19 protein-coding genes are annotated in these 24,953 nt (G+C 60.1%); 7 read left to right on the top strand and 12 right to left on the bottom strand.

What is annotated here, in order from left to right:
* Positions 1-48: 48 nt before the first annotated feature.
* Positions 49-711 (bottom strand): HAD hydrolase-like protein, encoded by a 663-nt coding sequence (locus tag AAAV21_RS05155; RefSeq protein ID WP_349107941.1) that lies wholly within the window; start codon positions 709-711, stop codon positions 49-51.
* A gap of 156 nt (positions 712-867) precedes the next feature.
* Here AAAV21_RS05155 and AAAV21_RS05160 point away from each other — a divergent pair, with 156 nt between their 5' ends.
* On the top strand, positions 868-1,728 hold the full coding sequence (locus AAAV21_RS05160; protein WP_349107943.1) for a DegV family protein: 861 nt from the start codon (positions 868-870) through the stop codon (positions 1,726-1,728).
* Between the two features lie 740 nt (positions 1,729-2,468).
* Positions 2,469-5,453, top strand: coding sequence for a DEAD/DEAH box helicase family protein (locus tag AAAV21_RS05165; RefSeq protein ID WP_349107945.1), 2,985 nt, complete (start codon positions 2,469-2,471; stop codon positions 5,451-5,453).
* 63 nt (positions 5,454-5,516) lie between these two features.
* On the opposite strand, the gene AAAV21_RS05170 is transcribed toward AAAV21_RS05165, so the two are convergent.
* From AAAV21_RS05170 to AAAV21_RS05195, 6 genes are all read right to left on the bottom strand, one after another.
* Entirely contained in the window at positions 5,517-5,825 is a 309-nt protein-coding gene (locus AAAV21_RS05170; protein WP_117583790.1) for a type II toxin-antitoxin system YafQ family toxin, read from the bottom strand.
* Positions 5,826-5,827: 2 nt separating this feature from the next.
* Positions 5,828-6,127, bottom strand: a complete 300-nt coding sequence (locus AAAV21_RS05175) for a type II toxin-antitoxin system RelB/DinJ family antitoxin (protein ID WP_117637361.1) — start codon at positions 6,125-6,127, stop codon at positions 5,828-5,830.
* A gap of 112 nt (positions 6,128-6,239) precedes the next feature.
* Positions 6,240-6,998: a TIGR00730 family Rossman fold protein gene (locus AAAV21_RS05180; protein WP_349107948.1), complete on the bottom strand. Its 759-nt coding sequence runs from the start codon at positions 6,996-6,998 to the stop codon at positions 6,240-6,242.
* A gap of 214 nt (positions 6,999-7,212) precedes the next feature.
* Positions 7,213-8,352 (bottom strand): tRNA guanosine(34) transglycosylase Tgt, encoded by a 1,140-nt coding sequence (tgt, locus tag AAAV21_RS05185; RefSeq protein ID WP_349107950.1) that lies wholly within the window; start codon positions 8,350-8,352, stop codon positions 7,213-7,215.
* A 105-nt stretch (positions 8,353-8,457) separates the two neighbouring features.
* Positions 8,458-10,731, bottom strand: coding sequence for a 5-methyltetrahydropteroyltriglutamate--homocysteine S-methyltransferase (gene metE / locus AAAV21_RS05190; RefSeq protein ID WP_349107952.1), 2,274 nt, complete (start codon positions 10,729-10,731; stop codon positions 8,458-8,460).
* Positions 10,732-10,978: 247 nt separating this feature from the next.
* Positions 10,979-11,779: an SDR family oxidoreductase gene (locus AAAV21_RS05195; protein WP_006235414.1), complete on the bottom strand. Its 801-nt coding sequence runs from the start codon at positions 11,777-11,779 to the stop codon at positions 10,979-10,981.
* 294 nt (positions 11,780-12,073) lie between these two features.
* Between AAAV21_RS05195 and AAAV21_RS05200 the strand changes: the two genes are divergently transcribed.
* Entirely contained in the window at positions 12,074-13,837 is a 1,764-nt protein-coding gene (locus AAAV21_RS05200) for a hypothetical protein (protein WP_349107953.1), read from the top strand.
* 393 nt (positions 13,838-14,230) lie between these two features.
* Here AAAV21_RS05200 and queA read toward each other — a convergent pair whose 3' ends face one another.
* From queA to AAAV21_RS05215, 3 genes are all read right to left on the bottom strand, one after another.
* Entirely contained in the window at positions 14,231-15,442 is a 1,212-nt protein-coding gene (gene queA / locus AAAV21_RS05205) for a tRNA preQ1(34) S-adenosylmethionine ribosyltransferase-isomerase QueA (RefSeq protein WP_349108018.1), read from the bottom strand.
* Between the two features lie 70 nt (positions 15,443-15,512).
* Positions 15,513-16,088: an epoxyqueuosine reductase QueH gene (locus tag AAAV21_RS05210; RefSeq protein WP_349107955.1), complete on the bottom strand. Its 576-nt coding sequence runs from the start codon at positions 16,086-16,088 to the stop codon at positions 15,513-15,515.
* Positions 16,089-16,124: 36 nt separating this feature from the next.
* Positions 16,125-16,694 carry a DUF3267 domain-containing protein gene (locus tag AAAV21_RS05215; protein ID WP_349107957.1) on the bottom strand — a complete coding sequence of 190 codons (570 nt, stop codon included), beginning with the start codon at positions 16,692-16,694 and terminating at the stop codon, positions 16,125-16,127.
* 132 nt (positions 16,695-16,826) lie between these two features.
* On the opposite strand from AAAV21_RS05215, the gene AAAV21_RS05220 reads away from it, so the two are divergent.
* Positions 16,827-18,977, top strand: a complete 2,151-nt coding sequence (locus tag AAAV21_RS05220; protein WP_349107958.1) for a class I tRNA ligase family protein — start codon at positions 16,827-16,829, stop codon at positions 18,975-18,977.
* Positions 18,978-19,128: 151 nt separating this feature from the next.
* Entirely contained in the window at positions 19,129-20,232 is a 1,104-nt protein-coding gene (locus tag AAAV21_RS05225; protein WP_349107960.1) for an RsmB/NOP family class I SAM-dependent RNA methyltransferase, read from the top strand.
* Between the two features lie 24 nt (positions 20,233-20,256).
* Here AAAV21_RS05225 and AAAV21_RS05230 read toward each other — a convergent pair whose 3' ends face one another.
* Positions 20,257-20,427: a hypothetical protein gene (locus AAAV21_RS05230; RefSeq protein WP_349107962.1), complete on the bottom strand. Its 171-nt coding sequence runs from the start codon at positions 20,425-20,427 to the stop codon at positions 20,257-20,259.
* Positions 20,428-20,618: 191 nt separating this feature from the next.
* On the opposite strand from AAAV21_RS05230, the gene AAAV21_RS05235 reads away from it, so the two are divergent.
* Positions 20,619-21,710: a hypothetical protein gene (locus AAAV21_RS05235; protein WP_117583993.1), complete on the top strand. Its 1,092-nt coding sequence runs from the start codon at positions 20,619-20,621 to the stop codon at positions 21,708-21,710.
* An 80-nt stretch (positions 21,711-21,790) separates the two neighbouring features.
* Here the strand turns inward: AAAV21_RS05235 and AAAV21_RS05240 are convergent, their stop codons facing one another.
* Positions 21,791-22,681, bottom strand: a complete 891-nt coding sequence (locus AAAV21_RS05240) for a DegV family protein (protein ID WP_349107963.1) — start codon at positions 22,679-22,681, stop codon at positions 21,791-21,793.
* Between the two features lie 319 nt (positions 22,682-23,000).
* Between AAAV21_RS05240 and AAAV21_RS05245 the strand changes: the two genes are divergently transcribed.
* Positions 23,001-24,917 (top strand): fructose-bisphosphatase class III, encoded by a 1,917-nt coding sequence (locus tag AAAV21_RS05245; RefSeq protein ID WP_055250890.1) that lies wholly within the window; start codon positions 23,001-23,003, stop codon positions 24,915-24,917.
* The last annotated feature ends 36 nt before the right edge of the window (positions 24,918-24,953 follow it).

A 24,953-nucleotide genomic window follows, 5' to 3' on the forward strand; every position in this document is an offset into this window, starting at 1 on the left:
CCTCCTTACCAATGAGCGACGAGCATGCCCGCCCCTCACATTGAGTTCTTATATAGCGAAAAGTTTAGCAAGCTCGGCCACCGAGTGCACCACCGCATCGGCGCCCGCGGCCTCATGCTCGCCCGGCGCCGCCGCACCCGAATAGATGCCGATGCACGGCACGCCCATCGCGTGAGCGCCCTCGACGTCGTTAAAGCGATCGCCGACCATCACGGCGTCGTCGGCGCTCGCGCCTAGCGCCGCCAGCGCATCGCGGACCGAATCGGCCTTGGTCTCGCGCCCCTGAGGCGGATTCATGCCAACCACGGCTTCGAACTGGCAAAGCCCCAGCTCACCTACCATATCAATGCACTTTGCCTCCATGCGAGAGGTAGCCACGGCCAAGTGGTGTCCCTGCGCGGCAAGGCCATTCAGCAGCTCGGGGACCCCGTCGAACACGGGATATTCCTCCGGCCCCAGCTCATCAAAAAAGGCGCGGTATTCGTCTGCCACCACCAGCGACTCCTCGCGCGAGAAACCATAGAAGTCGTGGAAGCTCTTCCACAGCGGAGGCCCGATCATGCGACGCAGGTCACCCATCTGCGCTTCGGAAAACCCGCGCGCAGTCAGGGCCTTGCGCGTCGAGGTCATCACCGCCCGACCTGTATCGGCCACCGTGCCGTCAAAATCGAACAGCACAACCGGCCGCTCGCAAAGTTGCAATGCCGCCATCGGCACCCCTCTTCCCCAGTTGATGATTTCCACACCACCGCTTCAAACTGTTGACTATTCAACAATTGAACCTAGCAATGTAGAGCAACTCCACTATACTTGACGCACCTTGCTCTCTGAAGGCGACGCGCAGGCGTCCCAACGAAAGGTGCAATTATGTCTTTTGCCATCATAACCGACTCTACGTCGGACATCTCCCCCGCCCGTGCCCAAGAGCTCGGCATTTACGTGATTCCACTGCATGTGATTATTGAGGGTGAGGACCTGCTCGACCAGGTGCAGATCACCGCCGAGGAATACGTCGCCCGCATGGCCGGCTCCGAGCAGCTGCCGCACACCTCGCAGCCGAGCGCCGGCGAGTTCAAGGCGCTCTTTGACCGCGTGCTCGCCGACGGCCACGACAGCGCGATCTTTATCTCGCTGTGCAGCGAGTGGTCCGCCTGCTACTCCAACGCATGCCTGGTCGCCGAGACCCACGAGCTCGACGTGCGCTGCATCGATTCGCGCACCGGCTCGGGCGCCGAGGGCTTGCTGGTGGAGTACGCGCTGGCCATGCGCGAGGACGGCCGCAGCTTGGACGAGACCGAGGCGCAGATCCGCGCGACGCTGCCCGACGCCCACCTGCTGCTGATTCCCCGCACGCTCGAGAACCTAGTCAAAAACGGCCGCGCCCCCAAGCTCGCCGGCCAGCTGACGCAGATGCTCAACATTCGCCTGGCCGTTTCGCCGGAGTGGAAATCGGGCGAGATCAAAGCCATCAAAAAGGGCCGCGGCGCCAAGCGCATCGTCGCCAACACCATGGCAGACTGCCTCGCATTTTTGGCCGAACATCCGGGCTCCAGCGTGCGCGTGCTCACGACCGGCGCCGCCGAGGAGCAGGAGCTCGTCAGCCAAGCGCTCGCGGGCCAAGACTACGTAGACGCCGGCACCGGCCCCATCGGCTGCACCATCGCCACCCACGTAGGCGTCGATGCCATAGCCATCAGCTATTGCCCCCGCTACCAACCTGCCAATTAGGGACAGGTTTATTTTGGCAGGTTTTATCTGGGCAAACGTCAAGCGCCAACAAAGGCTTGCCTGACAAGACCGGACATGCTGGGGCTGTCAAGCGACCGAGGTACAGCCAGCAACAGCAAAACCATCACGCCGGCGCACCCAACTCAGGGCGCGCCGGCGTTTCTTTAAGAGCTGCGGCGGGAACAGGGCCGTTTTAGTCGAAAGGCCGCGGAACGCTTCCCATTACGCCGCGACTTCATTGCCGCTCAGCCACCCAATCGAGATATTGATGGCGATTGACGCTTTATCTAACCCCCTCTGCGATACCCCGTGGGCAAATGATGGCAAATATGAGTACTGTTACCAATTTAGTAACAGCGAAATCTGGCTGAATTTACCGTCTTCCGCCAATTTCGAGCGCCATAATGTCCCAAATCGCTCTGTTTAGGGGGTTGGCCATATCCAATTTCAAGCGATTGGTCTTAAATACTTTTCAGATGATATGATACTACTTCAACAACAGTACTCATATTTGCCATTTTTGCACACCAGCCCATTCGGGGGCAACTCCCCGTTGTCTCTAACCCACTCCATATCCGCTAAAACCCATTCCGCAACAGCCGCCACACGCTTTGGCGCCACCCGAACACCACTCACGGAGCCGCACTCCACTATCACCGAACCGAAACAAGAGCCGAGCGCTCCAACAACCAAAATAACGTACCCTCATTTCAATGAACCCTGACAAGGACGGCATTTATATGAGCAACGTCACGCATCAATACGCCCTCATCGGGGACACGTTATTCCAATTCAAGAAAGCAATTTCTCATGTATCGGAGCCGCACAACCAAATCGTCATCTGTAGCAACGGCCCAGACATCCGCTATGCAACGCTCGAAGAATGGGAGAAAGCTGGCGAATCTTTCGATAGACGGGCACAGGTCGAGGGAATCGTCACCAGCGCGAGCCCAGCGCGCGACAAACTCGAGCTCTTTCGCAATCTCTTTACTGGCCGCAAAGATGTTTACGCTCATGGGTACCGCAGAAAAGACGGGGGAATCGGCTATACACCCGCCTGCACAAATGAGTGGAAGTCAGGCATTTGCCCCAAAGCGAGCCATCAGAAAGTCAAATGCGCGGAATGCGGCAACCGCGTCTTCCCCGAGTTGAGCGACGCCGCGATCATCGACCATTTCAGAGGCAATGACGACAGACTCCGCGACGTCATAGGTCAATATGTTCTCGATAAAGACAGCAACACAAAAGTCCTGGTCATCGATTTTGACGGAGCCGATTGGAAAGAAGCGACCAATGCCATTCGGCTTGTCGCAAAAAGCCATGGAATCGATGCTGCCGTTGAGCGATCGAGATCAGGCAACGGCGCACATGTCTGGTTTTTCTTCCTAGAGCTCACCAGCGCAAAGACTGCACGAGATTTTGGAAGCAGCCTAATCGCCGAAGCGGCGATGCTCAACAAGACAATCACCTTCGAAGCTTTTGACCGAATGCTGCCCGCGCAGTCCACCATTCCCGAGGGCGGCTTCGGAAATCTCATAGCGCTACCCTTTCAAGGAAAAGCGCAGCGAATAGGGAACAGTGTATTTGTTGACGAGCAATTTGAGCCCTTTCCCGATCAATGGCTCTACCTTTCGCAAATCCAGTTAATCCCGCGCGTGACGGTGCAAAGTCTGATTGAGAGCATCGATGATAGACCGCATGGAATAGCGGCTACGGCGGCGCCAAACACCACTGCGCCACATTCCCAGAGGCCGCGAAAGCGGCTCCCGCTCACGCCGCGGGACTTCCCATCATCGCTGCCCGTCACGCAAGCCGATATGCTCTACATCCCCGAAAAGTCTCTGAGCCCAGCAGCTCAAATGGAAGTCCGCAGGCTTGCAACGTTTGCCAACCCGGAATTCTTCCGAGCGCAATCTATGCATCAATCAGTATTCGGCAAACCGCGGTACATAGACCTCAGTGAACTTAGAGATGACTGCGTCGCGATTCCCAGAGGCTGCAAGGCTCAACTTGAGCGGTTGCTTCAAGAAGCCGGCGCTTCTGCCCACTATTCAGACAAGCGCAGGTCGGGCAATCCAATTGTGATGACATTTAAAGGGACTCTTCGCCCTGAGCAACAAATTGCCGTTGAACAGATGCTCGTCTATGAAGACGGAATTATGTCTGCACCGACGGGTTTCGGTAAAACCATCATCGGAGCCTATCTTATTGCTGCTATCGGTCTTCCAACGCTCGTTATCGTCCCCAAGACCGCGCTCATTGCCCAATGGAAATCCCAGCTCGAACGATTTCTCGACATAACTGACAACAGGGAGCCCGTCCGAACCCCAAAGGGACGAATCAGCAAAAGGCAGCCTCCGCTCATTGGGCAAATCGGAGGGGGCAAGACCGCCATAAGTCGTCTCATCGACATCGCTTCATTCCAGTCGCTATCCGGCAAGGACCCCCAGACCGGAGAACCAATAGCCAAGGAGCTTATTCGTGATTACGGCCTCATCATCTGTGACGAATGCCACCATGCGGCCGCGCCACAGCTTGAGCTTGTCCTCAAGTCCGCTCCAGCTAAATATGTATATGGCCTTTCCGCGACGCCCGAGCGTTCGGATGGGCTCACACGGGCACTCTCTATGCTCTGTGGCCCGCTTCGCCATGTCGTTGATCCAAAAACGCAAGCAGTTCAACAGGGGATTCAGCGCGTTGTTAGACCGCGCTTTACCGGAGTTCGACTACCCACCTACGAGCCAGGGGCATCCTTTAATCAAATTCTCGATCTCCTGTGTGCACACGCCGCAAGAAACGAAGCAATTGTCGACGACGCCCTCGAGACCGCATCAAACGGCCGACATCCGCTTGTGTTATCTAAAAGAAAAAAGCATGCCGAAGAGCTATGCAGGTTACTTCAAAGCCGTGGGCACGAACCCATACTTTTAACCGGAGAAATCGACGCCAAAGAAAGAAAAGCAATACTGAACAGTCTTCCCGGCATTGAGCACGAGCATCGAATCATCGTCGCAACCGAAAGCCTCCTGGGAGAGGGCTTCGACCTGTCTTACCTTGACACGCTACTCATTGCCACGCCGATATCTTGGGACGGCAGCATAACACAGCAGGCAGGCAGGCTACATAGAAGTCACGAGGGCAAACAGCGGGTTGAGATATTCGACTATGTTGACCTGTCGATACCCATGCTCGCGCGCATGTACCAGAAGAGGCTCAAGACCTACGCCAAGCTGGGGTACGAAGTCTTTGCAGCGGATGCCACCAGACGGGTCGATAGAAACATCCTCGTTAGGTCAACAGGAGCAGTGGAGGCTTTAGCGGATGACATCGCGAGCGCATCGAAAAGTATTTTGATTGCCGCACCCTACGCATCCGCCGCATGCCTCGCGAAGCTCGCTACCGCACTCACGGACGCCACCGCCCGCGGGATTGCCCTTAAGATTTCTATTGCCTCAGTACCGCGTGATGACGTAAAAGCGATTTTTGCCGAGATGAACATTGATTATTCCATCGAAGCCGAAGGGCGCCTGTGCGCGTCAGTGATCGACGAGGAAACCATCTGGTACGGAACTATTCCATTACTGGCTTTCCCTAAGAAAGAGGACTGCAGCATCCGTTTCAAAAGCAGCGAAGTTGCAGCCGAGCTTTTGAGCGAAATCCGGCGAAGAGGAGAACCGGAGGTCGCGGCCACGAACGAGGCGTCTCCAGCAGTTACGGTGGAATAGGGGCCGTTATGGCCAATCGGCCGTCAATCAACCCCTATCCCGTCGCAAGCCATAAGCGGGCAGTCAGCCCTGCGGGCCCTGGAACAGCTCCTCATGCGAGCCCATTCTGACCAGCCGGATCACAGGATTAGTTTTATGCGGCAAGTAGAGAACGACCACATCGACCAAGCCATCGGATAGATGGAAATCGATATGGCCGTTATAGTTTCCGCCCGGATTTGAAAGCTCATGGGCGCCATATTCCGCGGGAAGCGAGCCGTGAGCTGCAAGCTCTGCGACTGCCGCCTTAAACTCGGTTTTTAGCTGCGGATGGATGCGCATCGTCCGTTTGTAATCCGCCTTAAACTGAGCCTCGACTTTAATCTCAAACATCGCTAGTCCTCATCGAGGAATGATATAAGCTCATCAGCGTTATTGAATGACGGGCTATCGTCCGGCAAAATCCCCAACTCATGAGCTTCGGCGATCACCATGGCACGCCTCGTTGCCTCATTGGGAACTTCGGGCCGACCCACAATCTCAAAAGGAATCTTTCGCTGATTTACCAGCTGCCGAACAGCAAGGTTGAGATACGAATTGAGACTCAGACCAACCGTATCCAAGAACTCAGTCGCCTGTTCCTTGAGCCCCTCTTCGATGCGAACCGTCGTGGGCTTAACCGTTGCAGTAGACATACGCGACCTCCTCGCCTCGTCTTTTACATCAGTATACCCAGTTTAGATGGCATACTGATGTTAAATAGCATCAGTATGCCGTTCACATTACTATAACAACAGTCACAGCACCCTACATCAGCCCGCTCAGGGCAATGTCAACGGCCTCGTTGAGATCGTCGGTGATGTGCACCAGCTCCGGATCGAGCGGGCTAATCATACCGGCGTCCATCACCGGGCCGTTGAGCCAGTCGAACAGGCCCTGCCAGTACTCGGTTCCCACCAAAACGAGCGGCATGCGCTTGACCTTGTGCGTCTGCACCAGCGTGAGGACCTCGAACATCTCGTCGAGCGTGCCAAAGCCACCGGGAAACACGATGGCGCCCGAGCTGTATTTAACAAACATGGTCTTGCGCACAAAGAAGTAGCGAAAGTCCATGCCCAAATTCACGTATTTGTTGAGACCCTGCTCGTGCGGCAGCTCAATACCCAGACCGACCGATTTGCCGTTGACGCTCGCCGCTCCCCTGTTGGCCGCCTCCATGATGCCGGGGCCACCGCCGGTGATAACCGCCACGCCACGCTGGGCGATCTTGCGGCCGACCGTGCGCGCCGCCTTGTAGAGCGGGTCGGTCTTGGGCGTGCGGGCACTGCCGAAGATGGTCACCGCGGGGCCCAGCTCGGCAAGCGCGCCAAAGCCATCGACAAATTCGGCCTGGATACGCAGCACACGCCACGGATCGGTATGCAACCAGTCGGTCGAGTCCTCGGGCGCCAGCAGGTTGGCGTAGGTGTTGTCCTTGGGAATCATGGGACCGCGCATGACCACGGGGCCGCGGCGGTACGTCTCGTCGTAGGCTGGCTCGCCCTCGACGTTCTCATTCTTAATCATGGGATACTCCTATCGAGAAAAAGAAAAGCGGGCGGGGTCGACGCCATGCGCCAAACATCCGCCCGAACATCAACTATTCGGTATGGTACCCACGATGCATCAAGTGCTTGCAAGCTATCGGTCATCGGTCGCGCAGACGGTGTTAGCGAACGTGATGACCGGCCGGCGCTCGCCCCTTGCCGTTGCCCGCGCTCTGCAAGCGCCCGCGCCGCTCTTAGTAATCCACCGCCGCAGGGCTGTTCATCCAGTCGTTCACGAACGCACCGTAGCGGCCCTCGATAATGGCCTGACGCGCCTGCTTCATAAGATCGAGCAGGTAGTAGATGTTGTGCATCGACAGCAGAATGCCGCCGAGCATCTCCTTCTGCGTAACCATGTGGCGAATGAGCGCGCGGCTGTAGCCGCCCGTACACACCGGGCAGGTGCAGGTGGGGTCGATGGGGCCGTCGTCGTGCGCAAAGCGCGCGTTGCGGAAGTTAAGGCGACCTTCACTGGAGAACGCCGTACCCATGCGACCGGTGCGCGTCGGCAGCACACAGTCGAACATGTCGATGCCCACGCCCACGCCGCGTACGAGCGTGGTGGGGTTGCCGACACCCATCAGGTAGCGCGGCTTATGCTTGGGCATGTACTCGCTCACGAGCGGCGCCAGGGTCTCGAACATGGTCTCGTGATCCTCGCCCACCGAATAGCCACCGATACCATAGCCCGGGAAGTCGCCGCACTCCTCCAGATGGCGCAGCGAACGCAGGCGCAGATCCAGGTGCATGCCGCCCTGAACGATGCCAAAGAGCGCCTGGTCATCGCGGGTATGCGCCTTATAGCAGCGCTCGGCCCACATGCTCGACAGCTCAACGGCGCGCTCAACGTAGGCGCGCGTGGCGGGATAGCCCGGGCACTGGTCGAGCTGCATGCAGATATCGGAGCCGAGTTTCATGGCGATTTCCATGTTGTCTTCGGGCGTCCAAAACACGTGGCGGCCGTCGTAATCGTTGACAATAAAGCGCACGCCCTCATCGGTGAGCTTGACGGCATCGTTGTGGCTGAACACCTGGAAGCCACCCGAGTCGGTAAGAATGGGGCCGTGCCAGTTCATGAACTTGTGCAGGCCGCCCAGCTCGGCGATGGTGTCCTCGCCGGGACGCATGGACAGATGATAGGTATTGGCGAGCACGATCTGGGCGCCGAGCTGCTTGACGGTCTCGGTGGGAATGCCCTTGACGTTTGCCTTGGTGCCCACAGGCATAAAGATCGGCGTCTCGATGTCGCCGTGCGGGGTGTGCAGTACGCCGGCACGCGCGTGCGTGGTCGGGTCCTCGGCGATCAGGTCGAATTTAAAGAGGCTCTGGTCCATAAACTGGAACTCCTTGGTTGCGGTTCATACGCAAACCATTATAGGGGCGTCCCGCGAGCGGGCCGCCCCTACACATCAAACGGGCATCGTATCTACGGCGATCATCTACCGTTGCGCCCGCAGCTTCAGAGCCGCGGCGACCATATTCCTCAGCGAAGGCCAGACCTCGGCATTGCTGCGCGTCTTGAGCCCGCAGTCGGGGTTGACCCAAAGCTTGTCGGGCGCAACCTTGTCGAGCATCCTTGCGAGCGCCTCGCCTATCTCCCGCTCGGAAGGAATGCGCGGCGAGTGAATGTCGTAGACGCCCGGGCCTACTTCGGTCTCGAAGCGGTTCTGGGCCAGGGAATCGAGGATCTTGAGCTCGGAGCGAGAGGCCTCGAACGAAATCACGTCGGCGTCCATGGCGTCGATCGCCGGAATGATGTCAGCGAACTCGCTGTAGCACATGTGCGTGTGGATCTGCGTCTCGGGACGACAACCGCTGTGCACGAGATTGAACGCGGGGATAGCCCAGTCCAGGTACTCGCGCTGCCAGTCGCTTCGGCGCAGCGGCAGCTTCTCGCGAAGCGCGGCCTCATCAACCTGAATCACTCTGATGCCGGCGGCCTCGAGATCGAGCACCTCATCGCGAATCGCAAGGGCAATCTGGCGGGTGGTGTCGCGCACGGGAATGTCCTCACGCGGGAAGCTCCAGTTGAGGATCGTAACCGGGCCGGTCAGCATACCCTTCATTGGCTTGTCGGTCAGCGACTGCGCATAGCTCGACCAAGAGACAGTCATGGGTTTGGGACGCGAAACGTCGCCCCAGATGATGGGCGGCTTGACGCAGCGCGTGCCATAGGACTGAACCCAGGCAAAGCGCGTGAACACGAAGCCGTTCAAGCGCTCGCCGAAGTACTCGACCATGTCGTTGCGCTCGAACTCGCCATGCACTAGCACGTCGAGACCGATCTCGTCCTGGCGGCGCACAACCTCGGCAATCTGGTCACGCAGGAACTCCTCGTAGCGTTGCTGCGAAATCTCACCATGGCGACGACGGGCGCGCATCGAGCGGATTTCCTGCGTTTGCGGGAAGGAGCCGATCGTCGTGGTCGGGAACAGGGGAAGCCCCAGCTCCTTTTTCTGAATAACCTCTCGCACGGGACGAGCGGGCAGGCGCGTCTGCGCGCCCGCGGGCACGGCGGCGACGCGGGCACGCACGGCCTCATCGACGCTATCGGGGCGGGCGCCCATGAGCGCCGTGTTAGCCTTCGCCGCAGGCGAGGATGAGGGATCGTCGCGGTCGAGCAGCTCGGCAAGCTCGGCAAGTTCGGCAAGCTTCTCCTCGGCAAACGCAAAGTGGCAGCGATAGGATTCGTTGAGCTGGGTCTCGTGCTCCAACGTGTAGGGCACGTGCAGCAGCGAGCAGGACGTGGAGAGCACAATCGGCGCACGAGTCTCCCCGCGCAAGGCGGCGATGGTCTCAATCGTGTGGGCGTAATGGTTGCGCCAGATATTCTTGCCGTTCACAAGACCCGCAAACATCACTTTATCCTGTGGGAATCCGTCATTCGCGACGAGCTCTGCCGTCTGCACGCCCTCGATAAAATCGAGGCCGATGCCATCAAAGCCCAGCGCGCACACGTCGCGATAGCAGTCGCGAATGTCACCAAAGTAGGTCTGGAGCAACACGCGGGAGTTGCCGCGCGCATCGAGGATGGGCGCATAGAGCCGCCTAAACAGCGCGATATCCTGCTCGTCGAGGTCTCGAACCAGCCACGGCTCGTCAAGCTGAATCCACGCGGCGCCCTCATCGGATAGGCGGGTGATAAGATCGGCATAGGCACTGGCAAGCGGCTCGGCAACGTCGGCAAGCTGACGTGAACCGGTATAGTTCGCGAGATTGAGCAGCGTGAACGGACCAAGGATGACAGGCTTTGTCTCGATGCCGGCGGCCTTGGCCTCGAGATACTCATCGAGCGGCTTGCTGCCGACAAGCGCAATCTCTGCCGCATCATCGATCTCGGGCACATTGTAGTGGTAGTTGGTGTTGAACCACTTTTTCATCGGCAGTGCATGAACATCGCCGGCCTCGCCCTGGTAGCCGCGGGCCATGGCGAAATAGGTGTCCAGCGCAGAAAGCCCGAGCGCGCGATAGCGCTGGGGCACCAGGCCAAAGAGCGCGGCCGTGTCGAGCGTAGTGTCATAGAACGAGAAGTCATTCGAGGGGATCAAATCGATACCGGCATCGCGCTGCACCGTCCAATGAGACAGACGCAACTCACGAGCAGTTTGGGCGAGCTGGGCGACAGAAAGCTCGTTGCGAAAATACCTCTCGCATGCGAACTTGAGCTCACGCAGGCGACCGATACGGGGAAACCCGACAACCGAGGTCTTCATGATGGCTGTCCTTTCATACCTCTAATCTAAAACGGCATCTGGGCGTGTGAATATTCGACCAGATGGTTGGGCCCTATTAGACCACCATCACTACGCAATCGGAACTACGAAAAAACACTCGCTTGCCATAGTCAAATCAAATGGCAAGCGAGTGCGAAGAATAAGGGTTGATGCACGACGAGGCAAGATCCTATCCGAGGGGGCGCGACATGCTCTGCACCGGAAGGGGGCAGGAGCCGCCGTTACCCTACGGACGCTGGCCCATGCCGCCCTCGAGGGTGACGGTCTCGCCGTTCATGTACTTAAAGTCGGGGCCGCAGAGCTGAACGACCACACGGCCGATCTCCTTCTCGACGTCGCCGTAGTGGCCCGCCGGCGGCATGTGAACGTTGGCCTTGAACGCCTCGGGATAGGCATCCTGGAAGTTCTCGAGCGCAGCGGTCCAAGCAAGCGGGCAAACGATATTGACGTTGATGCCGTCCTTGCCCCACTCGTTGGCGGCGACGCGAGTCAGGCCGCGGATGCCCTCCTTGGCGGCAGCATAGCTGCACTGGCCGTAGTTGCCAAACAGGCCGGCGCCCGAAGCAAAGTTGACCACGGAGCCCTTGGTCTCTTTCAGGTGCGGATAGGCCTTCTGCATGTACAGGTAGGTAGCATACAGACCGGAGTAAATGGCCAGGTTAAACTGATCCATGGTGTGATCGGCAATGGTCACGCCCGAGGCGCTGGCCTGAGCGTTGTTGACGACGGCGTCGATGCGACCGAACTCCTCAATCGCCTTGTCGATAACGTTCTGCACGACGGCCTCGTTGTCCTGGCCGGCGGAGACATCGGCCTGAACAGGCAGAACCTTGACGCCGTACTCAGCCTCGAGAGACTCCTTGGCAGCCTCGAGCTTGGCGACGTTGCGGCCGGTGATGACGAGGTTCGCGCCCTCCTTGGCAAAAGCGATATCGATGCCGTAGCCGATGGAGCCGGCGGAACCGTCCTTGAGCGTGGCCTTGCCGCCGCCGGTGACGATCACGGTCTTACCAGTGAAAAGTCCCATACAAAGTCCTTTCAAATCGCGACGGGCCCGCCCGTCGACTGCGCGCATCCAACTTCACGCGCCAAAAGCTGACATGCAACTTTAGCGGGTTCAAGTGAAAAATAAAGCCCATGGCAGGCGAACGGTGCAACGTCTTTCGGCGAAGGGAATGTCAAGTAAAAATTGGATAGAGCGACCGAGTTTTTGTTAACGCAACGAGTCATCGAACACGTTTTGAAACTTTGCTGCGGGGCGCGGGATGTCGGCGCGAGACTTTATCATAGGGTGACGAACAACGATGAGGAGCACATGCCTATGACAGACGAGCTGGACCCCCAGACTCAACAGCATATTGATGATTCCGCAGACGTCGCCGCAGATACTGACGCTGCGACCTGCAATGATACCGACGTCGACGACGCCACTCTGGATAACGGCGCTGCGACGGAAATCCCTGCGGTCGAAGATGCCGACGAGCAAAACGACGATGCGCCCGCTCAGGACGACGCCCCCGAAAAGGACGCCGCCCCGCAAGCAGCAGGCCCCATCGAGGTGTCTTCGGAAGAAGAGCTCGACGCAGTCATGGACTCCATGATGGATGCCGTCAAAGCGATGAAGGACGCTGTCGCCGATGCCGATGTCGACGCCGAGGAAGAGGAAGCCGCCGAGGCTGCCTCAACGTTTGTACCCGGCGAGACCCCCGTTGCCGATCAGGGCAGCACTATGCCCTCGTTCCTGCAACTCGAGCATCCCACGATTGGCGCGGACGCCGTCGACCCGCATGCAGCGGGCTTTTCTGTGATCGAAGGCGGCACCGGCAATATCGCCGCGCCGCAGACCGCCGATACGAATGCCGCCGAGACCGCGCACCCGACCACCTCGCATGCCCCCGCCACGAGCCACGACCTGGGGAGCGCCGTCTCAAACACCGCTAACGCCGTGGGCACCTTTATCGCCCAGGGCGCCTCGGCCATGCGCGAGATGAACGCCGCAAAGAAGGCACTCGCCGATGCCCGCGCCCACCTGGCCGAACTTGAGCAGCGCATTGCCGATCAGGCCGAGGAACTCGAGACGCGCCAGGATATCGCAGGCCGCTACGACCAGATCGTCGCCGACCAGCGCCAGGCGATTGCCACGGCCCAAAAGACTGCAGCGGCCGCCGAGATTGACCGTGATGCCCACGCCGCCAAAGCGACAGAGCTCAAGGGTCAGCTCGAACAAATGAAGACAGAGGATGACGCGACTGAGCTCCGCCTGAAGGCCGCGCTCGACGCCGTGGAGGCCCGCGAGGCGAGCTCCCGCGATACCGGCAACCGCCTCGTTCGACGTCTTGAGGATTCCAAGCGCATCCGCGACAAGGTGAAGGCCGAGCGAGACGCCGGCATTGCCGCCGCACAACAAACCGTCGACGCCACGCGCGCCCAGCTCGAGACGCTGCGTCATGAGTATGCCGAGCTGCAACGCAATCCCTCGGCAAATCCCGCCAACTATACGGTGCGCACCAGCGAGCTCTCGATGCAGATTTCCGACACGGCAGATGCCCTGCGTAAAGCCGAAGAAGATGTCCCGCGCATCACCGCCGACCTTGAGCACTCGCTTGCCGCAGCCGAGCAGGCCGTCGAGCAGGCTCAAGCCCCTATCGCCGACGCAAAACGCGCGCACCAAGCCGTGACGACCGAAGCCGATGCCGCGCGCGACGAGCTGCAGACGGCGAAGACTGCCGCCGCGACTCGTCAGCGCGAACTGCGCGAGAAGATCACTGCCGAGGACAAGGCACGCCGCGACCAAGAGCAGACCATCGCCAACGCCCAAGCAGATGCCGCACATGCGCAGTCGATCATCGAACAGGCGACCGAGGTGCACGACCACCCAGAGATCACTGAGTCGCTTGCAGGATCCTTGGCCCGAGACAAAGCCGAACACGCAGAGACCGAGCGAGAAGTCGCCCAGCTCGAGGCCACCGAGGACGCGGTGCGCGAGCGTACCCGCGACTCACGCATCAAATTCACCGGCGCCATCGTCTGCATCGTCGCCGTAGTCCTGGTGATCATCGCAATCTGGCTGTTCATGAGTAAGTAAGCCAGTTGCCAAAAACGCCCCAACACAGTTGCGGTGAGATAGTTCCTGTTTAGCCCTCAAAAAGACCAATTCAAGAACTATCTCACCGCAACTTTTTGGTGCAAAGGGGTCAGGCTACTTTGCACCAACTTGGTGCATATAAACCAGTCCCCATTGCGCCAACAACGTTTGCCCAGATAAAACCTGCCAAAATAAACCTGTCCCTTTTTTGGCAGGTTGAACCACGGCAACGCCAATGTTTTGGCGAAGTCAGCGAAAACGCCCCTAAGCGAGCAAGGTGACGTGAAAGAGGAGGGCATTGACCTTCTGGTCATGCCCGACGATTGAACGTCAGATTGCCGCTTAGGGGCGTTTGCAGCGTCGAGCCGTTACGCGGTTCGTAGAACCGCGTAACTAACAAATGAGCATTGCGTCGCCAAAGCTGAAGAAGCGGTAGCGCTCCTCGATGGCGGCGGCGTAGGCATCCATGATCTGGTCGCGGGTGGCAAGCGCGCTCACGAGCATCATGAGCGTGGAGCGCGGCACGTGGAAGTTCGTGATCAGCGCATCGACCACGTGGTAGGTCGAACCGGGCATGAGGTAGAGCTGCGTCGTCGCGTTCTCGCGCACCACGATGTCGCCGCGGCCGAGCGTGTCGGCGCCGTCCTCGCGGCCTTCAAAATAGCGTGCTGTTACGGCCGGGTCGGACACCGGCGCGTTCGTGTCAAACGCGCTTTCGAGCGAGCGTACTGCGGTGGTGCCGACGGCGATCACGCGGTGCCCCTCGGCCTTCGCCTTATGCACGGCGTCGACAACTTCCTGCGACACGTGATAGCGCTCGGTGTGCATCACATGCTGCGTGGGATCGTCCTCCTCCACCAGACGGAAGGTATCAATACCCACCTCGAGTTCGACGGCGGCAAACTTCGCACCCTTGGCCTCGATGGCAGCCATGAGCTCGGGCGTAAAGTGCAGACCCGCCGTGGGAGCGGCAGCCGAGTGCTCCTCCTTCATGGCGTAGACGGTCTGGTACTTCTCGGGGTCGCCCTCGTAATCGGTAATGTAGGGCGGCAGCGGCACATGACCGGCGGCGTGAATGGCCTCGTCGAGCGTGCGCGACTCGCCGGCGGCATTGCAACCGGCCGGCTCAAAGCGCACCAGACGGCCACCGCGGCTATCGGTGACAAAGTCGATGACCTCGGCCGTCAGCACCACGGGCGCGCCCTCGGGCGCATGGGCGCCACCGGCGCGATACTCAATCTGAGCACCGGGCTTCAGGCGCTTGCCCGGCTTGACCAGGCACTCCCAAACATGGCCCAGCGGGTCAATATCCTCGCGGCGCTTGAGCAGCAGCGTCTCGACCACGCCGCCCGAGCCCGACTTGCGACCGATCAGGCGGGCCGGCATCACGCGCGTCTTGTTGATGACGAGCACATCGCCCGGCTCGATATAGTCGATGATGTCGCGGAAGATGCGGTGCTCGACGGTGCCGCCATGCTCCAGCGGCGTTCCCGCCTGGGAGCCTTTGCGATCCACCACCAGCAGGTGGCAGGAGTCGCGCGGCTCGGCAGGAGCCTGGGCAATCAGTTCCTCAGGAAGGTTGTAGTCAAAATCATCGGTACGCATAGACACGTCGGATACTCCTTATATAGCTAAAGTCCGCTCTACATCCTAGCAGGCTGACATCCCAAACGAACTACTTTTTGGCGGCTTTGCGCTCGTCGCGGATGCGGGCGCGGTCCATGGCCGCCTCGACGGCCGAGAATCGGCAGCCGCAGTAGTTCTGCCGATACATGCCAAGCTCGCGCGAACGACGCGTGGCCTCGGGATAATACGGGCGAAAATCGCGAATGACCGGGGTGAGACCATGTGCCGCCGACAAGCGCTCAAGCACGTCATTACAGGTATCGAACAACTGATACGGCGAGACGGCGAGCGTCGTACCCACATATTCGAACCCGCGCTCCTGGGCCACGCGGCACGCCTCGGCCAAGCGCAAGGCATAGCACGCGCGACAGCGACGGGGCCGATCGGCACCCAGCGGCGCCACGCCGGCCTCCCAGCGCTCGCGGTCCTCCCCCGCCTCGATAAGCTCGATGTCGCCATCGGCACACCACCGGCGCAGCTCGTCCAAACGCCGCTGCCATTCATCGTGAGGTTGAATATTAGGGTTGGTCCAGCAAATCGTGGGCTCAAACCCTTCCTCGCGCAGCAGACGGACCGGCTCAAGCGAGCACGGCGCGCAGCAGGCGTGCAACAACAACGGCCTCATCAACATCCCCGTCCCAGAAAAATCATCCCAAAAAGACTACCATGCGAAAAAGCGCACGCCAAAGGACGTGTCCTCGCAGGCAACAATGCGGCGGTCGCGCAAAATGGTCCGCACGTAATACCAGTCGCCCACACAGCCCGACAAATGCAAGCCCGCCGCCAGGTAACACAACAGCGGATAGCCCGAAAACGCAAAACCCAGGGCAAACGCCGCCGTCAAAACAACCGTAGGCGCCAGGCAAATGGCCACGTACCGCCGGCGCGAATACACAATCCCCTCGGCGCAGGCATAGATCATGCACGTCTCACGGTTCGCTCCAAAAGTCACGTGCGCACTCGCGGGCGTCAGCAGCTTAAAAAACACACCGTGAACCAGCTCGTGCACGGCAAATGACGCCGCCGAAATCGCGGCCAAGCCGACTATCCAGCCCACGACAGCCATCCAGCCGCCCGCCTCAGCCGCATCCAGGTCCGCAGGCCCGCCCAGCAGCATATACACCGGCACCAGGCACACGGCAAACACGCCGAGCACGGCCATCCCCCACACAAAGCAGGCGTGCAGAAAATCCTCGTCTTCAAACGCGTGTATGTTGGAAATCTCATTCATAGCATCTTAGGATAGCGCCCCTGCCACGTACCCGTCCGCATGTGCGATAATGTCGAACGATATGCACGAATTGACCACCGCGCCGCCAGGCCTTGCGCCCGGCCTCGCCCTCACCATATGCGAAGGAGTCCCATGGCATCCAAATACTCCATGAACGACCGTCCCAGCTGGCCTCGCCGCGCCATCGTTACCGCCGGCGAACCCTACGGCAATAAGGGCCTTCACTTTGGCCACGTTGGCGGCGTCTTTGTCCCGGCCGACTTCTTCGCCCGCTTCCTGCGCGACCGTCTGGGCCGCGAGAACGTCATCTTCACCTCGGGCACCGACTGCTACGGCTCGCCCATCATGGAGAGCTACCGTAAGCTCAAGGAAAACGAAGGCTACGACAAGTCCATTAGCGAGTACGTCGAGTCCAATCACTCCCGCCAGGCCGCGACCCTCAATAACTACAACATCAGCTGCGATATCTACGGCGGCTCGGGTCTTGAGCCGGCTGCGCAGATTCACAACGAGGTGACTGCCGAGATTATCGAGCGCCTGCACGAGCAGGGCACCATCTCCAAGCGCTCCACGCTGCAGTTCTACGATGCCAAGGCCGGCACGTTCCTCAACGGACGCCAGGTCATCGGCCGCTGCCCCATCCAGGGCTGCAAGTCCGAGAAGGCTTATGCCGACGAGTGCGATCTGGGCCACCAGTTTGAGCCCGAGGAGCTCATCGCGCCCAAAAGCCAGCTCACCGGCGAGGTGCCCGAGTTGCGTCCGGTCGACAATCTCTACTTTGACCTGCCGGCCTACCTCGACTTCATGAAAACCTACACCGCCAAGCTCGCCCAGAACCCGCAGGTTCGCTCCGTGGTCTCCAAGACCATGGAGGAGTGGCTGCTGCCGGCTCAGCTCTACATCCAGAACAAGTTCCGCGAGGCCTTCGACGCCGTCGAGGACCAGCTTCCCGAGCACACCGTGCTGGAGCCCGAGGGCAACAAGAGCAGCTTTACCGTCACCTTCCCCAGCTGGAAGGAGCGCGACGATGCCCACGCAGTGCTCGCCAACGGTGGCGTGCGCTTCCGCAGCGGCAAGGCGCTCGTGCCCTTTCGCATCACCGGCAACATCGACTGGGGCGTTCCGGTGCCCGAGATCGATGGCGTCTCCGACGTCACCTGCTGGTGCTGGCCCGAGAGCCTGTGGGCGCCCATCAGCTATACGCGCACCGTGCTCGCGCGCGATGCCAAGGCCGCCGGCGTGACCGAGGGCGTCGCCGCCCAGGATGCCGCCCTCATGGGCGAGCCCGCTGCCGACTCCACGAAGGTACCCGCGCCCACCTACCAGCACAGCTCGCTCGACTGGCGCGACTGGTGGTGCTCTGACGACGCTCAGATTTACCAGTTCATCGGTCAGGACAACATCTATTTCTACTGCATCGCGCAGACCGCCATGTGGGAGGCCCTGGGCTGGAACCTCGCGCAGAGTACCGTCAGTGCCTGCTACCACCTGCTCTACATGGGCAAAAAGGCCAGCTCGTCCTCGCAGACGCCTCCCCCGCCGGCAGACGACCTGCTCAACCACTACACCTGCGAGCAGATGCGCGCGCATTGGCTGTCGCTCGGCCTGTCCGAAAAGCCGGTGAGCTTTAGCCCCAAGGCATACGACACGCGCGTGACCGGCAAGGACAAGGACGGCAACGAGGTGCGCGCCTGCGACGACAAGCGCGTTATCGACCCGGCCCTTAAGGAGAGCGCGCTTTTGACCGGCGTGTTCAACCGCCTGGCCCGCAGCTGCTTCTACGGCGTCGCCGTCAAGGAGGGCGATGAGAGCCCCTATCGCAACGGTTGCATTCCGGCCGGTGCCGCCTCTGCCGCCGTGGTCGAGGCTGCCGAGCAGGCCGCCCTTGCCTTTGAGCAGGCCATGTACAAGTTCGAGACGCACCGCGCGCTCGCCGTGTGCGACGACTACCTGCGCGCCGCCAACAAGCGTTGGAGCGATGCTTCCAAAGCCGCCAACAAGCTCGAGGGTAACGAGGCAAACGCCGCAATGACGCAGGCCCTCGTCGACGCCTTTGCCGAGCTGCGCGTGGCGACCGTGCTCATGCACGGCATCGTCCCGGCCGGCTGCGAGCTCATCTGCGAGTACTTCGACGTCGATCCGGTCGCCTTCTTTAGCTGGGATAACATCTTCGCCTCCACGGACGAGTTTGTGGAGAGCCTGGGCGAGAAGCCCGGCGAGCACCGCGTGAAGCCGCTGCCCCCGCGCTTCGACTTCTTTAGCAAGCACGAGAGCCAGTACTAGGCAACAGCAACGCGCCCGGGAATGATTATTCTGGGACGGGGATTAAAAAATCATTCCCGGGCGACGCAAAGTAGTCTTTTTGGGACGGGGATCATTAAATGATTTTTTAATCCCCGTCCCAGAATAATCATTTAGGTGGAAGGAAAGACGGATGTCCAAGCCGCGTCGTCGTAAGCATAAAAAGCAGGTTAAGCCCGAGCTCAAGCTCAGGCAGTTCGCCGCCACCGAGCTTTCCGACCAGCTTGCCGCCCAACCCTCCGCCGCCGACCTGCCGCGCTTTATGGTCGACACGGTCGCCGGCGCCTATGCGCCCGCCGATGCTCAGCTCATGATCGAGGGCTTCGGCGCCGCTGCCACGCGCCCGGTCACGCTGCGCGCCAACACGCTCAAGGCGACCGCCGAGGATATCGCCGCCGTGCTCGACGCAGCCGGCATCGCCCACCGCCCCGTCGCCTGGTACCCGGACGCTTTCATCCTGCCCGAGACCCAGGTTTCCGACCTGTGGGATCTCGACATCTACCGCGACGGCAAAATCTATCTGCAGAGCCTGTCGTCCATGATGCCGCCGTTGGTCCTGGGCGCCCAAGCAGGCGAGGACATCCTGGACATGTGCGCAGCCCCCGGCGGCAAGACGACGCAGATCGCCGCCCTCACGCAGGGGCAGGCGCACCTTACCGCCTGCGAGATGAGCATTCCCCGCGCCGAAAAGCTCGAGGCCAACTTGGGCCGCCAGGGCGCCAAAAACGTGCCCGTCATGCGCATCGACGCACGCGAGCTTGACGAGTTCTTCCGCTTTGACCGCATCCTGCTCGACGCCCCCTGCACCGGCACGGGCACCGTCATCAGCGGCAACGAAAAGAGCTTGCGCGGCCTCACCGAGCAGCTGCTCGTCAAGTGCGCCCGCTCGCAGCGCGCGCTTCTGGACCGCGCCATGGGAGCCCTCAAACCGGGTGGCACGCTCGTCTATTCGACTTGTTCGATCTTGCCGCAGGAAAACGAGGACGCCCTGCAAGAGGCCCTCGAAAAGCATATGGACTGCGAGCTCATCCCCCTCGACGGCACGCCAAGCGAAAGTGAGGCACGCCGCGCCCAGGAAGCTGGTGAGGAGCCGCGCATCGAGTCCAACGCCCTGACCGAGGCCATTGACGCGGGTCAGGTATCGGCCATCGCCAACGGCCTACCCGGCACGCTGACCATTCCGCCCAGCCGCGACTTTGAGGGTTTCTACATTGCCCTGATCCGAAAACGCAGCTAGCGCACGGATCCAAAACTCAACAAGCTATCTCCGTGCGCGTTTGCCCTGCTGGTCGCGATGCTGTTTAAGCATCGCGCGTTCCTTGCGCTCGACCCTTTTTCCCTTAATGGCCGTGACCAAAAAGTAGATGACCGCGGCGGCAACGATTGCGCCCACACACAGGCCAATCGAGCTAAACATTGCTGTCAATTCCATACCGCGTCACCTCTCTTTTAAACGGGACTTTCAAGATAGCACCTCGATCCCCGCCACCACAGCTCCTTCACGTTCGCCGGCCCTTCGGTCTAACGGATGGCGCAGCGGGGAAAAATCAACTCGTCAAACGATTTAGCATTCGCAATTCCGGCTGCATCGCGCCGGCCGTCATCACATAGAATCGAGCTTCCATGGATACCCTCAACGATCTAAATGAGCGCGTCGACGCCTTCGTCGGCACCAGCTCCTTCGACACGCCTGCCGCGGCAAACGACCAAGCCCCCATCGATGTGCCCGCCGAGGTTCACGAGGACATCGTCGCCTCAGTCGATTTCTCCGAGGTCGAGCTCGCAGACGAGTTCACCGAGCCCCAGGTAGCCGTGACCCCCAACGGACTGCTTCCCATGGAGCCGCTGCCCATCGACGGGCGTTTGCGCAAGGCGGCCCTCCGCATGCCCGACGAGATCGAGGAGGCCAGCGGCTTTACGCTCTTCGGCCGTCGTATCAAATCGCTCATCTACACCACCGACGTGGCTGTCATCCGCAACTCCAACGCCGATGCCGTCTTTGCGGTCTACCCTTTCACGCCGCAGCCGGCCATTACGCAGGCGCTGCTGACCGTCGCCGAGTGCCCGGTCTTCGTAGGCGTGGGCGGTGGCACCACCACCGGCAAGCGCTCCGTTCAGATGGCAGCCGTCTCCGAGATGCAGGGCGCGGCGGGCTGTGTGGTCAACTCCCCCGCCACCGCCGAGATGGTCGAGCACATCACCAACATCGCCGACATCCCCGTCATCGCCACGGTCGTACGTTGCGACGACGATGCTCACGCAAAGGTGCGCGCCGGCGCCAAGATTCTTAACATCGCGGCCGGCAAGAACACGCCACAGGTCCTGCGCGAGCTGCGCGAGCACTATCCCAACCTGCCGCTCATCGCACCGGGCGGCAAGACGCCCGAGAGCATCCGTGAAACCATCGCCGCCGGTGCCAACGCCATCATTTGGACGCCGCCTTCGGCCCAGCAGCTGCAGACCGACATGATGCAGCGCTACCGCAAGATGAAGGAAGACGCCACGCCCGTCATCTCGCACGACGATGTACCCATTATCGACCAGGTCGCCGCCGCCGAGGTCAGCCAGGTCGAGAACATGAATCCCGACGTGCCGATTCCCGACGAAGTCATCGAGCGCGTCGCGTCGATCCACGATCATATCGAGGAGCGTCGCGCCAACCGTGGACTCAAGCCCTCGCTGCACGGCTTCTTCTTCCGCGGAAAGAAACGCTAGCAAAACATCTTGGCCCGCCCCACAAACGTGAGGCGGGCCATTTTCGTTTGAGCAATCATGCAGCGATGTGAAGGGGCAAATTAATCCACGCGCTTGTCGCCCATAAAGAAGAGCGCCACCGTACCAGGACCGGTATGCGAGCCAATCAGAGTACCGATGTTATTGATCTCAATCTTGCCTTTAAGCTGCGGAACCTGTTCCTCAATCAGCGCCGCAACTGCCTCGGCATCCTCGCGGCACGCCGAGTGCGACATGATGCACTTACCCGAATAATCCGCACCGTCCTGCACGTGTGCCATCATGGTCTTAGCCATCTCGGAAATCGCGCGCTTCTTAGTGCGAATCTTCTCACGTGGCGACAGCCCACCTTCGCAATCGACCGTCATAAGCGGGCAAATCTTAAGCGCCGTGCCGATGATCGCGCTCGCAGCCGAAATGCGACCGCCGCGCAGGTAGCTCGACAGATCGGTCGAGAAGAACCAGTGGTGAAGGTTGAGCTTGTGCTCCTCGATCCAGGCAGCCGTCTCGTCGAGTGAAGCCCCGCTATCGCGAACGTCGGCGGCACATTCCGCCAGCAGGCCAAAGCCCGAAGACGCCGCCAACGAATCGATGACGCGCACCTTACCGCCCTGGGGATAGCGATCCGCGAGCATCTGTGCCGCAACACAGGCCGATCCATACGTGCCCGAAATACCCGACGACAACGTCAGGTGCAGCACATCTTTACCCTCGGCAACAAACGGCTCCCAAAACTCCTCGTACTCACCCACGCTCACCTGAGACGTCTTGGGCATGGCGCCCGCAAATATCTGGGCAAAAAACTCGTCCGGCGTAATCGACTGATACAGATCGTCCGTATAGACAACATCGTCGATCTCGTAATGAAAACACACGACAGGGATATTGCGCGATTCAAAGAACTTCCGAGTTCGATCGGCGGCGGATTCACAAGTCAGGACAAAATCACTCATATGAGGCTCCTTAAGTATTGCTGTGCAAATTATCGCACAGCAAGCCTAAATACGATACAAATGTCCACTATTTACCAATGCGAACCATTTGTATTGAATATCTTTATCATGAATATCCCCATCCGCGCCATGGGCCAACGTGGGCAAAATCACCCGCTTCGTCTCCACTCAACCACCATATCTACCTCAACTAAATCGATTTACCAAACCGTTCAGCCGACAATTCAGCCGCCGGCGCAAAATCGAAACAAAGCCGGCGCATACTGATAAACGCTTGACGCTGTTTATCAGTTTTACCAGCCCTATCGGAAGGTGTTTCATGGTCGCATTCGATCGCAATCCGCAAGACTTCAAGTATCTGCGCCTGCTGTCGAGACAGTTTCCCACCGAGCAATCCGCGTTTACCGAGATCATCAACCTCTCGGCCATCCTCAACCTGCCCAAAGGCACTGAGCATTTTATGAGCGACGTGCATGGCGAGTACGAAGCCTTTATGCACATCCTCAACAACTGCTCGGGCGTCGTGCGCGAGCATGTCGACGAGATTTTTGGCGAAACGCTCTCCTTTGACGAGAAGGGCGAGCTGTGCACGCTCATCTACTACCCGCGCGAGAAGATCGAGCTGGTCCGCAGCCAGCGCGAGGACTCGCCCACCTGGTACAAGACGATGCTTGACCAACTCATTATGGTTGCCCGCTCGCTTTCGAGCCGTTATACGCGCTCCAAGGTGCGTAAGGCCATCCCACGCGATTACGCCTATATCATCGACGAGTTGTTGCACACGCACCCGGACGAGAACAACTATCGCGTGCGCTATCACGAGCGCATCGTGGAGTCCATCCTGGAGACCGCAAGCGCCGACGACTTTATCGAGTCGCTTGCCTCGCTCATCAAGCGCCTGGCCGTCGACCACCTGCACCTGGTGGGCGACATCTTCGACCGCGGTGGCGGCGCGGCCAAGATTATGGACCGCCTGCTCACCTACCATTCACTCGACATCCAGTGGGGCAACCACGACCTGCTGTGGATGGGCGCTGCGGCCGGTGAGCCCGCCTGCATCGCCACGGTGCTGCGCAACAACCTACGCTACGACAACTACGAGATCCTGGAGAACGACTACGGCATCTCGCTGCGTGAGCTTGTCGCCTTTGCCGATGCCACCTACACCGCCGGTGAGTCCATCACCCCGCTGATCAAGGCCATCAACGTGCTGCTCTTTAAGCTCGAGGGTCAGATTATCCAGCGCCATCCCGAGTTCGACATGACCGACCGCCTGTTACTCGACAAGATCGACCACGACACCGGCACGGTCACGCTCGCCGACGGCAGCGTGTGGCCGCTCACGACCAACGACTTCCCCACCGTCGACCCGACGGACCCCTATACGCTCACGCCCCAGGAGCAGCACATCATCGACAAGCTCGTGTCCGAGTTTGTCACCGCCGATCACCTGCATCGCCATATCGATTTCCTCTATTCCCACGGCTCGATATACAAGGTCGCCAACGGCAACCTGCTGTTCCATGGCTGCGTGCCGCTCAACGAAGACGGCACCTTTAGCAGCATGAACTGCCTGGGCACCTGGCACGCTGGCCGCGATTATCTCGATTTTTGCGACCACATCGCCCGCCGCGCCTGGCGCGTGGGCGACCGCGACGCTCTCGACTGGATGTGGTACCTGTGGATTGGCTTTAACTCACCCGCCAGCGGACGCCTGGTGCGCACCTTTGAGCGCGCCTATATCGCCGATAAGAGCACCTGGGTCGAGCCGATGGACCCGTACTTTACGCTTACCAAGTCGCCCTCGGTCTGCAATGACATCATGCGCGAGTTTGGCGTCGCGCCCATGGCATGCTCACCGACCGGTCACATCATCAACGGCCACACGCCCGTCAAGACCACCAAGGGCGAGCAGCCCATCCGCGCCGAGGGCAAGCTGCTGGTCATCGATGGCGGCTTCTGCCGCGCCTACCACCCCAAGACGGGTATCGCCGGCTATACGCTCATCTCGAGCTCGCGCGGCTGCCGCCTCAAGTCGCACCGGGCCTTTACGACGGTTGCCGAGGCACTCACGCGCAACGTGGACATCGAAAGCGAGACCAACCGTTTTGACCAAGCAGACCGTCGCCGCATGGTGAGCGACACCGATTCCGGAGCCAAGATCCGCAGCCAGATCCAAGACCTGCGCCAGCTGCTCGATGCATATAGAAACGGTGCTATCGAGGAGCGCGCCTAGCACCACCCGTGGGGATTGGCTAAACTTGCTGAGTTT

The organism is Collinsella sp. CLA-AA-H302, from assembly GCF_040093305.1.
In the GTDB taxonomy this organism is placed as follows: domain Bacteria; phylum Actinomycetota; class Coriobacteriia; order Coriobacteriales; family Coriobacteriaceae; genus Collinsella.